Origin of the sequence: Thalassospira permensis NBRC 106175 (assembly GCF_000714555.1) — a bacterium.
In the GTDB taxonomy this organism is placed as follows: domain Bacteria; phylum Pseudomonadota; class Alphaproteobacteria; order Rhodospirillales; family Thalassospiraceae; genus Thalassospira; species Thalassospira xiamenensis.
The window spans coordinates 54,875-67,487 of record NZ_AUNC01000034.1; the positions used below are offsets into that span (position 1 = coordinate 54,875).

Here is a 12,613-nt window from a genome sequence, read left to right on the forward strand (position 1 = left end):
CCCACCCCTAATCGACCAAAATTGGACAGACCATGGAAATCAAACCGGATTTCAACAGTTTCAAGCAGAACTACAATAACGGCATTTCACAGGTTCTCTGGACCTCGCTGACCGCTGATCTTGATACGCCCGTCTCGGCGTTTCTCAAGATCGCCGAAGGCATGCCCAACACCTATCTGCTTGAATCTGTCGAAGGCGGTGCCGTGCGCGGACGCTATTCATTCCTTGGCCTGCGCCCCGATCTGATCTGGCGGTGCTTTGGCCAAAAGGCAGAACTGAACCGTCGCGCCCTTGCCGATGCCGATGCGTTCGAAGATGAACCCGATGCACCGCTTGAAAGCCTCAAAAAGCTGATCGCCGAAAGTCACATCACCCTGCCCGACAATCTTCCGCCCATGAGCGCCGGTCTTGTCGGCTATATGGGTTATGACACCGTACGCCTGATGGAAAAGCTACCCGATAGCAACCCGGATGAACTCGGCGTCCCTGACGGCATCTTTATCCGCCCGACGGTCACCGCAAGCTTCGATACCATCGCCGATACCGTCACCGTCGTAACCCCGGTCCGCCCCGAAAGCGGAATAGATGCCGATGCGGCCTATGATCTTGCCTGTGCGCGCCTCAATGATGTCGTGCAGCAGTTCCAGCGCAACCTATTCCTTGATCGCCGGTCCAAATCGGTTCCCGCCACCCTGCCCGATCCAAAGGTCAGCGTCGACGAGGCCGGTTTTCATAAAATGGTCGATCAGGCCAAGGAATATATCCGCGCGGGCGATATCTTTCAGGTCGTGCTCTCGCAACGCTACACGCTGCCCTATCAATTGCCGCCCTTCGCCTTTTACCGCGCCCTTCGCCGGATCAATCCGTCACCTTTCATGTTTTATCTTGATATCGGCGGGTTTCAGGTTGTCGGTGCCAGCCCGGAAATCCTTGTCCGCCTGCGCGACGGCGAAGTCACCATTCGCCCGATTGCCGGAACGCGTCGGCGCGGCAAGACACCCGATGACGACAAGGTCATGGCCCAGGACCTGTTTGATGATCCCAAGGAACGTTCGGAACATCTGATGCTGCTTGACCTTGGGCGCAATGATGTCGGCCGTGTGTCCAAGCCCGGTACGGTGCGCGTCACCGACCGCGAACAGATCGAATACTATTCCCATGTCATGCATATCGTCTCGAACGTCGTCGGTCAGATCGACGACAAATATGATGCGATGGATGCGCTCAAGGCCGGTTTCCCTGCTGGAACGGTATCGGGCGCGCCAAAGGTCCGCGCCATGGAAATCATCGATGAACTGGAATCGGTCCGGCGCGGCATTTATGCAGGTTGTATCGGCTATATCTCCGCCGATGGCTCCATGGATACCTGCATCGCGCTTCGGACCGCTGTCATCAAGGACGAACAGATCCATATTCAGGCCGGTGCCGGGATCGTCGTAGACAGCAAACCGGAACTCGAACACAAGGAATGCCAGAACAAGGCAGGCGCGCTTATGGCCGCCGCCCGCGAAGCCCATCGGTTTGCCTGATTTCCTGCATTTCGGATTGAAAGAACAAGGCCCGCTTCATTTGCGGGCCTTGTTCTTTATCAACCTGTCGCACTCGGACTTGTTCGTCGCAGGATGTCGGTCACCGGCACCAGAACAAATCCCTTGGCCTGAATGGCGGGAATCCATTTTTGCAGGGCCTCCAGCGTCAGGTCGCGCGGATGGCCAATCGCAATCGCAAATCCCTGATTGGTGGCAACTTTTTCAGTCCGCGCCAGCATTTCGGCAATTTTGGTGGCATCATCGGCGTCATCAATGAACACGTCGCGCTCAAGCGCCGGGACATCATATTGGCGTGCCATCGAAAACCCGACCGACTTGGCACTGGTTTTGGAATCAAGGAACAGAAGCCCGCGTGATTTCATCACCTCCATCACCACCTGCATGCGTTCCGGATCGGATGTGAATTTGCTGCCCATGTGATTATTCACACCGACATAGCCATCAAACCGGTCCAGCATCCAGGTCATCTCGCCCAATATCTTGTCGCGGTCAAATCCGGTGCGCAACGCATGCGGACCGGGATCGACCAATGCCGACGACGGCTCCATCGGCATATGAAGCATCACTTCATGCCCCCGCCCGCGCGCATCATTCACCTGACGCTGAAGGTCGCGCGCATAGGGCAGATAGGAAATCGTCACCGGCCCGGGCAGCCCTATAGTGCGCGCCGTGCGCGGCTGATCAAGGCCCGCATCATCAATCACAATCGCGATAACCGGTGCGGTTCCCGTATCGGGGGTAAGGGCTGCGAATTTCTGCCATGGCGGCGGACCATCACTATGCGCGCCCCCGCTGATCCCGCCGGTATCGGGCGACACGGCAGGTTCAGGCGACTTTGTGACCGGTGCCTTCTGCGGTTGTCTGGTTTCAGGCGCAGTTTTTTCACCCGGCACACGTTCACCGACCATATATCCGGTCCGGTCGCGATTGCCGTTGCTTTCGCTGAAATCATAATTGCGGCTTTCCGGTACCGGGGCCGGTGCTGGAGTATATTCCGGTTCTGAATTGGCGGCCCGTTCGCCAAGATCACGCGATGCGCGATCCAGCTCAAGCATACTGCCTGCTGCAATGAATGCCGAAATGGTCCCCGCAACAATCGCACCGCCCAGCATGAAACGGCCAATGCCGCCCGATTTCCTCTTCGGTGCAGCCTTGCTACGGCCTGTTTTTCGCGGTGCCGCTTTTTTCTTTTTGGCGGGTTGTGCCCGGCGTGCCACGCTCTGGTCTCCAGTCTCGTTTGCTGGGTCGTGTTACCCATATGGTGATTATACGCCAATTATCGCGGCTTGTGTTTGGAAGCTTTTAAACCCGATCAGGTTAGCACCCTGTTAAAGCCGCAAACAAAGACCGCAAACAATGGCAGGAAAATGGTTTTTGCAATCGCTTGACGTAGCGGCAATGCCGTTTATTCTCTGCCCGATCTGATATTCACAGCCCGGCGCCACGATGTATCTCCTCATCGATAATTACGACAGCTTCACATTCAATCTGTGGCACTATCTGCGCGAACTCGGTCCCGAGGTCGACGTCCGCCGCAATGATGAAATCTCGGTTGATGATGCGCTGGCTTTAAAGCCCGAAGGCATCGTGATCTCGCCCGGTCCCTGCGATCCGGATCGCGCGGGTATCTGTCTTGATCTGATCAGGGCATCGGCGGGCAAGGTCAAGCTGCTCGGCGTCTGCCTTGGTCATCAGGGCATCGGTCAGGCCTTTGGCGGCAATGTCGTGCGCGCGCCCGAATGCATGCATGGCAAAACCGATGCGATGGTGCACGAAGGCAAAAGCGTGTTTAACGGCCTGCCCAGCCCGTTTGAAGCGACCCGTTACCATTCATTGGTTGTTGATCGCGCAACCCTGCCCGATTGCCTTGAAATCACGGCGGAAAACGGGGATGGTCTGATCATGGGGCTGCGTCACAAACAGCATCAGATTCATGGTGTGCAGTTCCATCCCGAAAGCATCGCATCCGAACATGGCCATGCCCTTTTGAAGAATTTTATAGACTTCCCCGGCGCATGAAACCGCACCGGAACGCTAACCGAGGAAACCCGCATGTCGACTGAATATGACCTGAAGCCGATCCTGGCCAAAGTCGCAAATGGCGAAAAACTGAACGAAGAACAGGCCGAACAGGCCTTCGACGTTCTGATGTCCGGTCAGGCAACGCCGTCGCAGATGGGGGCTTTCCTGATGGCGCTACGCCTGCGCGGTGAAACGGTCGATGAAATCACCGGGGCGGCCCGCGTCATGCGCTCCAAGGCGACCGGCATTATCGCCCCGCCCAATGCGGTTGATACCTGTGGTACCGGTGGCGATGGCAGCGGCACCTTCAATATCTCGACCGGGGCGGCAATCGTTGCGGCGGCCTGCGGCGCCATCGTTGCCAAGCACGGCAACCGCGCGGCGTCGTCAAAATCGGGATCGGCCGATGTTCTGATGGCGCTTGGCGTCAATCTCGATGCCGATATGGCGCTTCTTGAAAAGGCGCTAAAGGAAATCAATCTGTGCTTCATGATGGCAACGCGCCATCATTCGGCGGTGCGTCACGTGATGCCGACCCGCGTTGAAATGGGCACGCGCACGATCTTCAACCTGCTGGGACCGCTGGCCAACCCGGCCAAAACCAAACGCCAGGTCATGGGTGTTTTCGCCCGTGAATGGGTTGAACCGATTGCCAATGTTCTGAACCGTCTGGGCTCGGAACATGCGTGGGTTGTCTATGGTCATAGCGGCCTTGATGAAATTTCAACAACCGGCCCGACCTTTGTCGCCGAAGTCAAAAACGGCGCAGTCACGACCTTTGAAATCAACCCCGAAGATTACGGCCTTGAAATCGTCACCCTTGATGCGCTTAAAGGCGGCGACGCCCAGACAAACGCGCAGGCCATTCTCGATCTTCTTGCCGGTAAAAAAAGCGCCTATCGCGATATCGTTCTGCTGAATGCCGCAGCCGCCCTTGTGGTGACCGACATCGCAACCGATCTTGCCGATGGCATCGCAAAGGCCCGCACCGCAATCGATTCCGGCAAAGCCGCAGAAACCTTGCAGGCACTAGTCCGCATTTCCAATCAGGGGACCGCAGCGTGAGCGACGTACTCGAACGTATCTGTAACGACAAACGCGACCACATCGCCGCCTGCAAGGCGCGAAAGTCACTTGCCGACCTCGAAACCGCAGCCAGATCACAATCCGCACCGCGCGGCTTCATCAGGGCGCTTGAAACATCGGTTGCGGATGGTCGTTACGGCCTGATTGCCGAGATTAAAAAGGCATCCCCGTCCAAGGGCCTGATCCGCCCGGATTTCAATCCGCCCGTTCTGGCGCAGGCCTACAAGGCCGGTGGGGCAAGTTGCCTGTCGGTCCTGACCGACATCCCCTATTTCCAGGGCGATGACAGCTATCTGATCGCGGCACGTGCCGCCGTTGATCTGCCGGTCCTGCGCAAGGATTTCATGCTTGATCCCTATCAGGTGACCGAAGCCCGGGCCCTTGGTGCCGATTGCATCCTTCTGATCATGGCCGCCCTCGAAGACGCCCAGGCCGCCGAGCTTGAAGACGCCGCAAACAGCCTTGGCATGGATGTCCTGATCGAGGTGCACAACGCCCAGGAACTCGAACGCGCCCTGAAACTGAAATCTAAGCTGCTTGGCGTGAACAACCGCAATCTGAAAACGCTCGAAGTCTCCCTGACCACGACCGAAGAACTCGCTGGTATGGTCGATGACAGCCGGATGCTGGTCGCCGAAAGCGGCCTGTTCACGCACGATGACCTCGCCCGCATGGCAAAGGTCGGCGCGCAATGCTTCCTGATCGGCGAAAGCCTGATGCGTCAGGATGATGTCACCGCCGCAACCCGCAATATTCTTGGCCTCGCGGCCTAGAGACGGTAAGCAGTCTGGCTGATTGATCCTTCACTTGGCCGGACCATTTATCGGGTCAATATGCGTAAACACCCAATAACGATGGTTTATTCCCAACATATCTTGCCCCTTTGGATGCACCCGCGCGCCGAGCATATCGTTACCTTCAAGGTCGTCAAATCGCGAAAAGACAAAACAGAAAGCCGGTGTCAGACATAATTTATCGCGATCCTGATAATCACCGACACTAAACCGCTCCCAATAAGCCTCCCCCGACCACGATCTAGCACCCCGTCCGCGGATCAGTACTTTGTTTTCAGTGGTTAGTTCCGCCCGGAACTGCCATCCGCTCAATGGGTTTACAAAGGTGAAGGCATTGTCAACGAGCGCAGCTTCAACTTCCTGACGACCAAGTTTCACATAGCCTGGCGGCAGGTACGTTGGATCCTGGGCTTCTTTCTCAAGGTAATTAATGCCAATCTCACGGATACGTGCGACGTCATCTTCTGTGAGAATCCTCTCGGGGGTATGTTGAATTCCACAGGCCTGAAGCAGGACAAAAGTTCCACCCAAAAGCAATTTCATGTATTTGTTCATCGGCCTAACCATCTTATGAACATAAAATATTTAAGTGTATTTTCGAACTAACACACAACTTTGAGATCAACAAGGTAGCATCATGGCAGACAAACTTTCGCATATCGACGCCGCTGGTAACGCCGTCATGGTCGATATTTCGGCCAAGACCGATACCGCGCGCGTCGCCATCGCAAAGGGCCGTGTCCTGATGTCGGCGGAAACGGCCCGGCTGGTTGCCGAACGCGGCCATAAAAAGGGCGACGTTCTTGGCATCGCCCAGCTTGCCGGGATTATGGGTGCCAAGAAAACCGCTGACCTGATCCCGCTTTGCCATCCCCTGCCCCTGACCTCGGTCGAAGTCACGCTGGAACTCGCAACTGACACCGATGCGGTAGATATTGTCGCGACATGCAAAACCACCGGCAAAACCGGGGTGGAAATGGAAGCCCTGACCGCCGTTTCCGTTACCGCACTCACCGTGTTCGATATGTGCAAGGCGGTCGATAAAGCCATGCGGATTACCGATATTCGCGTTGTCCACAAGGAAGGCGGAAAGTCGGGTACTTTCACCGCCGACTGATCCCTGAAAATACCCAAATTTCGTTTCTTGACCGAAAGAATGCCCTTAAACGGTGATTTTTCGGGTTGTGGTGCTTGACGAACAAGCAGAACCAAAGTAGAACATTCATGTATTCGGTTTGTTCTTATTACAGGTTCGGGAAAAATCATGCTGACGCGCAAGCAATACGAATTGCTGGTCTATATCGATAATTACCTTCGCGATCATGGCATCTCGCCCTCTTTTGACGAGATGAAAGAAGCCCTGAGCCTGAAATCCAAATCCGGCATTCATCGCCTGATTACCGGGCTTGAGGAACGCGGTTTTATTCGCCGTCTCGCCCATCGGGCCCGCGCGCTCGAAGTCCTGCGTCTTCCCGATAATAATGATGACGACGCGGCGGAAACGCCCAACAATGTTACCTCTATCGCCTCCGCGCGAAAGGCTGCGCATCGGCCGGCAACCGTGCCTTCGGCCTTTTCGGAATCGGGTGAATCCGTTTCACTGCCGCTGTTTGGCCGGATTGCGGCAGGTACCCCGATCGAAGCCCTTCGCGATCAGACCACAATGGTGCAGGTCCCGGCAGCGCTTCTGGGAACCGGCGATCACTATGCGCTTGAAGTTTCCGGTGATTCGATGATCGATGCCGGTATTCTCGATGGCGACACCGTCCTGATCCAGCGTTGCGAACAGGCCAATGATGGCTCCATCGTTGTCGCACTGGTCGACGACGCCGAAGCCACTCTGAAACGCCTGAAACGTGGCCGTGGCGAAGTTCTGCTGGAACCGGCCAATGCGCGTTATGAAACGCGCGCGCTGTCGCCTGATCGTGTCCGCATTCAGGGACGTCTGATCGGTTTGCTCCGCCAATACTGATAGAATACCGAATAAACCGAATAAACCGAAAGAAACGCCGTCGGCCTTGCCTGGCGGCGTTTTTTATTTGACCACCCTGCCCCCGATGATAATCCACGGCCAGATGCCGGACGTTTCACGCACGGTTTCGATCACCGGGGCGGCATCGGGCCGCAACGCAATCAATACGCCCCCCTGCCACCATAACAGGTCATCATCGATGACAGTCACATCCGGCGCACAGATATCACGCGGCATATCGCGTTTCAGGCTGATGATCATATCGCCATGGCGGCATGCATAGAACGGATTGGCAAGATCATTGGCAATGATCACCTGCCGTCCGGCGATCCTGACGGAACAAACCGTTGCGTCGCATTTTTCGATGACATTGCCGGCATCATGATCGGCGATACCAAATCGCGCCATCCAGACCGACTGCTGAAAATCCGAAATGCCTTCGGGCAGGACAAGTTTGTCGCGCACCCTGTCGCGAATTGCCCAGCTTTCCTGATCCCCCGAAACCAGAATATCCGCCGGGCGATACAGGATTTGCGCCGCAATCGCCACGCATAGCGGAATGACAGCAAACCGGGCAATCGCGTTCCCCCGCCAGACCAGCCACCAGGCCATCGCCATCATGATGCCGATGGCAAATACGGCACTAAACTGCTCGACATGCCAAAGCCCCCAGGCCTGATCGGCGGCAAGGCTTGCGGTTTCAATCAACAATGTCAGTCCCGGCTTCATCAACCACAATGCCAGTCCCCCGGCTCCGAACGGCATCAGAACAAGCGTCGCCACAATCAGCGGCATCACCCAGAACGCCATCACCGGAATGGCAATCAGGTTGGACACGATCCCGATCATCGAAATCCGCCCGAAATGAAACCCGATGATCGGCGCGGTCACCGCCGTAACCAGCAACCCGGTCATCACCAGCCCGGCAAAAAACAGCCAAAGCCGGAATAGCCATGACCGATCCCCCGACTTGTCAAACCATCGCCTGCCCGGACCATCATAAAACGCCACCAGAACCGACACCGCCGCAAAGGAAAGCTGAAAGCTTGGCCCCAATACCGCATCGGGCCGCAGGATCAGAACAACCAGCGCCGCAAACGCCACCAACCGCAACGATATCGCCCGCCGATCCAGCAGCAACGCAATCCAGACAATCGTCAACGTCACAAAGGCACGCTGCGTCGGCACACTGGCCCCTGACAGGCCAAGATAGATCACGGCTGCGCCCATCGCCCCGATAGCCGCCCATTTCTTGATCGGAAACCGCAGCGCAAGGGCGGGAATGGCCGCCATGCCAAACCGCAGGAAAAAGAAAACCGTCCCGCTTAAAAGCCCCATATGCAGCCCGGAAATCGCCAGAAGATGCGCCAATCCCGATTTGCGAAGATCATCGGCAATTTCCGCACTGACATCGCCGCGTTCGCCGACAATCAGTGCCTTGGCAATCCCGGCCTCTGCGCCGGTAAGGCTCTGATCGATTGCCGTCATGATCGTCAGGCGCAGACTTTCGATCCGGTCCGAAACCGGCTGCATCATTCCTGTTTCGGCCTTCTTGGTCACACTATATTTATGGCCGAAAACAAACCCGGTCGCCCCGATCCCGTCCAGATATAATCCGCGTGAAAAATCCGGGTCGCCCGGCACGGACGCCGCGCGCAACGGAAACAGCCGTGCCGTTGCCACGATATGATCCCCAACGGAAAGCTCATCGCCACCCGGAAGGCTCAATCGCACCTTCCAGTCAAATGCCCGGTCCTCAAGCCCCGCGATCCGCATTGGTGCCACGGTCATACGCATCCGCCCGCCCCGTGGCTCCAGAAGCGTGATGTCGCCCTCGATCTCTGTCATGTAAAGCGTCTTGGTGAGAAGCCCGGATGGCGCCCTTTCAAGATGGATGGATGCAATCAGCAACCCGCCACAAAAACCCGCCAGCAGCAGAATGCCAAAGAATGGCAAAACCCAGCGTCGCGAAATCCACAATCCGGACAGCAAAAGAATCACCGCTAGGCCGCTTTGCTGTACCGTCAGGCGCGCAGGGAGAGAAAAATACGCCGCACATCCCAACCCGAAGAATATAACCGTGCACAGAATCCAGGAATTTCTGCGCGCGGCCAACAACAATCCTGTTTGCGAAAATATTCTCGCAACATATTGATTTTTATTAATTCCATCACGACTTATTCGACGAATGTACAATAGCCTGCCCGGCGCACAGTTTCTATCTATCATCGGCTGTGGTGCAACACCGCCGCATATGTGTTATAGCGTGCACGCCAAAAGTCATTACGACAAGCAACAACATCCAGCCAACGGATAGAGTGAATGACGGTTGTTACCCGTTTTGCCCCGTCTCCGACCGGGTTTCTGCATATCGGCGGCGCACGCACCGCCCTTTATAACTGGCTTTATGCCAAACACACCGGCGGCAAATTCCTGCTGCGCATCGAAGACACCGACCGGGAACGTTCAACCCCCGAAGCCGTCGAAGCCATCTTTGATGGGCTAAGCTGGCTTGGCCTGACCGCAGACGAAGAACCGACCTTCCAGTTCGCCCGTCGCGACCGCCACGCCGAAGTCGCCCATGAACTGATCAAGGCCGGAAAAGCCTATTATTGCTATTGCTCGCAGCAAGAACTTCAGGAAATGCGCGAAAAGGCCCGCGCCGAAGGCCGCCCGATGAAATATGACGGCACCTGGCGCGACCGCGATGCATCCGACGCCCCGGCTGGCGTCAAGCCTGTCGTGCGTCTGAAGGCACCGCAGGACGGCGATGCCGTGATTTCCGATCAGGTACAGGGCGATGTCCGCGTTGCCAATGAACAGCTTGACGATTACGTTATTCTGCGTGGCGATGGCACCCCGACCTATATGCTGTCTGTCGTTGTCGATGACCACGATATGGGCATTACTCACGTGATCCGTGGCGATGACCATCTGACCAATGCGTTTCGCCAGAAGGCGCTTTACGACGCGATGGGATGGGATGTCCCGACCTTTGCCCATATTCCGCTGATCCACGGCCCGGACGGCGCCAAGCTGTCCAAACGCCATGGTGCGCTGGGTGTTGATGCCTATCGCGATGAAATGGGTTTCCTGCCCGAAGCCGTGAACAACTACCTGCTGCGTCTTGGCTGGGGTCACGGGGACGAGGAAATCATTTCCCAGGAACAGGCCATTGAATGGTTTGACATCAAAGATGTTGGCAAGGGTGCGGCGCGTTTCGACTTCGCCAAACTGACCAACCTGAATGGCGTTTATCTGCGCCAGGCGGATGATACCCGCCTTGCAAACGACATTGCACCGCTGATCGCAAAACAGATTGGCGTCGATGCAATTGACGCAGCGCAAAAAGAAATCTTGATCAAAGGCATGTCAGGGCTTAAAGAAAGAGCCAAGACACTCATCGAGCTCGCCGACTCTTCGGCCTTCTATGTTACGGACGGCGTCATGTCGTTTAACGAGAAAGCTCAGTCCCTGATTGATAGCGCCCCCGAAGGCCTGTTTGCCGAACTGGCAAAGGAACTCGACGCGCTTGAAAGCTGGACCGAAGAGAACGTTGACGCAAGCGTTCGCAACATTGCCGAAAAACTCGATCAGAAGCTCGGCAAAGTCGCGCAGCCCTTGCGGGCCGTGCTCACCGGTTCCAACTCATCGCCTGGCATCTTCGAAGTAATGATCGTGCTTGGCAAATCCCAAACGCTGAAACGCATCCGCAAATTCGATGCCCAATAACAGCGTAAAATAAAAAACTTAAACACTGAATTTGCGCTTTGTGCGCCGCAGCACTATGCTGCACACAACTTGAAAACCGTGTTCGTTCAAACAGGGAAGGAAAAATAGTCATGGCTCAGAATTCCAAGACTTCCCACACCGTGACACTGACCGACAATGCCACTGGCAAGTCGATCGAATTGCCGGTGATCGAGGGTAGCGTTGGTCCGTCTGTAATCGACATTCGGAAACTCTACTCCGAAACCGGATATTTCACCTATGACCCGGGCTTCACCTCGACCGGCTCCTGCCAGTCCGAGCTGACCTATATTGACGGCGATGTCGGCATCCTGCGTCACCGCGGCTATGCCATTGATGAGCTTGCCGAACAATCCGATTTCCTCGAAGTTTGCTATTTGCTGATTTACGGCGATCTGCCGAATGCAAAAGACAAGGCGCAATTTGAAAATGACATCACCATGCACACCATGGTGCATGAGCAGATGCGCAATTTCTATAACGGTTTCCGCCGCGACGCCCACCCGATGGCCATTATGTGCGGTGTGGTTGGCGCGATGTCTGCTTTCTATCATGACAGCACCGACATCAACGACCCGAACCAGCGCCTGATCTCGGCCTATCGCCTGATCGCGAAAATGCCGACCATCGCTGCGATGGCGTATAAATACTCGATCGGTCAGCCGTTCCGTTATCCGAACAACAAACTCGGCTATGCAGAAAACTTCCTGCAAATGATGTTCGGCAACCCTTGCGAAGACTATGAAGTCAACCCGGTCCTCGCGCGCGCAATGGATCGTATCCTGATCCTTCATGCCGACCACGAACAGAACGCATCGACCTCGACCGTCCGTCTGGCCGGTTCTTCGGGGGCGAATCCCTTTGCATGTATCGCTGCCGGTATCGCCTCCCTCTGGGGTCCGGCACATGGCGGTGCGAACGAAGCCGTTCTGAAGATGCTCAACGAAATCGGCGATGTGAAAAACATTCCGGAATTCGTCAACAAGGCAAAAGACAAGAACGATCCGTTCCGTCTGATGGGCTTTGGTCACCGGGTTTACAAAAACTACGACCCGCGCGCCAAGGTCATGCAGGAAACCTGCCACGAAGTTCTCAAGGAACTCAATGTACAGGACCCGCTGCTTGACGTTGCACAGGAACTCGAACGCATCGCACGCGAAGACGAGTACTTCATCGAGAAGAAACTCTATCCGAACGTCGATTTCTATTCGGGCATCATCTTCAAGGCGATGGGCATCCCGGAAAGCATGTTCACCGTGCTGTTCGCAGTTGCCCGTACCGTCGGCTGGATCGCCCAGTGGAAAGAAATGATCGAAGATCCGTCGCAGAAAATCGGCCGTCCGCGCCAGTTGTTCACCGGTGTTTCCGAACGTCCGTTCGTTCCGGTCAACAAGCGTTAATCTGCGCCACGATTGATACAGAAAAGGCCCGGATCATTC

11 protein-coding genes are annotated in these 12,613 nt (G+C 56.0%); 8 read left to right on the forward strand and 3 right to left on the reverse strand.

The features are described 5' to 3' along the window. Positions 1 to 32 precede the first annotated feature (32 nt). Positions 33 to 1,529, forward strand: coding sequence for an anthranilate synthase component I (gene trpE / locus SMB34_RS15095; protein WP_037991270.1), 1,497 nt, complete (start codon positions 33 to 35; stop codon positions 1,527 to 1,529). Between the two features lie 59 nt (positions 1,530 to 1,588). On the opposite strand, the gene SMB34_RS15100 is transcribed toward trpE, so the two are convergent. Then, entirely contained in the window at positions 1,589 to 2,767 is a 1,179-nt protein-coding gene (locus tag SMB34_RS15100) for a divergent polysaccharide deacetylase family protein (protein ID WP_037991271.1), read from the reverse strand. 229 nt (positions 2,768 to 2,996) lie between these two features. On the opposite strand from SMB34_RS15100, the gene SMB34_RS15105 reads away from it, so the two are divergent. Genes SMB34_RS15105 through trpC form a run of 3 tightly spaced genes read left to right on the forward strand, consistent with a single transcriptional unit; the run spans position 2,997 to position 5,431 of the window. Beyond that, a complete protein-coding gene (locus SMB34_RS15105; protein ID WP_007089454.1) occupies positions 2,997 to 3,569 on the forward strand; it encodes an anthranilate synthase component II in 573 nt (190 codons plus the stop codon). Between the two features lie 33 nt (positions 3,570 to 3,602). Further along, complete coding sequence (gene trpD / locus SMB34_RS15110; protein ID WP_037991272.1) at positions 3,603 to 4,637, forward strand: anthranilate phosphoribosyltransferase; 1,035 nt, start codon at positions 3,603 to 3,605, stop codon at positions 4,635 to 4,637. Beyond that, on the forward strand, positions 4,634 to 5,431 hold the full coding sequence (gene trpC, locus SMB34_RS15115; RefSeq protein WP_037991273.1) for an indole-3-glycerol phosphate synthase TrpC: 798 nt from the start codon (positions 4,634 to 4,636) through the stop codon (positions 5,429 to 5,431). The genes trpD and trpC overlap by 4 nt, the downstream gene beginning before the upstream one ends. A 30-nt stretch (positions 5,432 to 5,461) precedes the next feature. On the opposite strand, the gene SMB34_RS15120 is transcribed toward trpC, so the two are convergent. After that, complete coding sequence (locus SMB34_RS15120; protein ID WP_156962685.1) at positions 5,462 to 6,007, reverse strand: hypothetical protein; 546 nt, start codon at positions 6,005 to 6,007, stop codon at positions 5,462 to 5,464. Positions 6,008 to 6,089: 82 nt separating this feature from the next. Between SMB34_RS15120 and moaC the strand changes: the two genes are divergently transcribed. Then, entirely contained in the window at positions 6,090 to 6,569 is a 480-nt protein-coding gene (gene moaC / locus SMB34_RS15125) for a cyclic pyranopterin monophosphate synthase MoaC (protein ID WP_037991275.1), read from the forward strand. A 147-nt stretch (positions 6,570 to 6,716) separates the two neighbouring features. Further along, complete coding sequence (gene lexA, locus SMB34_RS15130) at positions 6,717 to 7,424, forward strand: transcriptional repressor LexA (protein WP_007089450.1); 708 nt, start codon at positions 6,717 to 6,719, stop codon at positions 7,422 to 7,424. 63 nt (positions 7,425 to 7,487) lie between these two features. Here lexA and SMB34_RS15135 read toward each other — a convergent pair whose 3' ends face one another. Then, positions 7,488 to 9,425: a ComEC/Rec2 family competence protein gene (locus SMB34_RS15135; RefSeq protein ID WP_240478843.1), complete on the reverse strand. Its 1,938-nt coding sequence runs from the start codon at positions 9,423 to 9,425 to the stop codon at positions 7,488 to 7,490. A 321-nt stretch (positions 9,426 to 9,746) separates the two neighbouring features. Between SMB34_RS15135 and gltX the strand changes: the two genes are divergently transcribed. Both gltX and SMB34_RS15145 read left to right on the forward strand, forming a co-directional pair. Continuing rightward, positions 9,747 to 11,156: a glutamate--tRNA ligase gene (gene gltX / locus SMB34_RS15140; RefSeq protein ID WP_007089448.1), complete on the forward strand. Its 1,410-nt coding sequence runs from the start codon at positions 9,747 to 9,749 to the stop codon at positions 11,154 to 11,156. 110 nt (positions 11,157 to 11,266) lie between these two features. Beyond that, complete coding sequence (locus SMB34_RS15145; protein WP_007089447.1) at positions 11,267 to 12,574, forward strand: citrate synthase; 1,308 nt, start codon at positions 11,267 to 11,269, stop codon at positions 12,572 to 12,574. Positions 12,575 to 12,613 lie beyond the last annotated feature (39 nt).

Coding starts and splice junctions, on each gene's coding strand:
- gltX (WP_007089448.1), top strand. CDS start 9,747: ATGACGGTTGTTACCCGTTTTGCCCCGTCTCCGACCGGGTTTCTGCAT.
- trpD (WP_037991272.1), top strand. CDS start 3,603: ATGTCGACTGAATATGACCTGAAGCCGATCCTGGCCAAAGTCGCAAAT.
- lexA (WP_007089450.1), top strand. CDS start 6,717: ATGCTGACGCGCAAGCAATACGAATTGCTGGTCTATATCGATAATTAC.
- SMB34_RS15145 (WP_007089447.1), top strand. CDS start 11,267: ATGGCTCAGAATTCCAAGACTTCCCACACCGTGACACTGACCGACAAT.
- trpE (WP_037991270.1), top strand. CDS start 33: ATGGAAATCAAACCGGATTTCAACAGTTTCAAGCAGAACTACAATAAC.
- SMB34_RS15105 (WP_007089454.1), top strand. CDS start 2,997: ATGTATCTCCTCATCGATAATTACGACAGCTTCACATTCAATCTGTGG.
- moaC (WP_037991275.1), top strand. CDS start 6,090: ATGGCAGACAAACTTTCGCATATCGACGCCGCTGGTAACGCCGTCATG.
- SMB34_RS15120 (WP_156962685.1), bottom strand. CDS start 6,007: ATGAACAAATACATGAAATTGCTTTTGGGTGGAACTTTTGTCCTGCTT.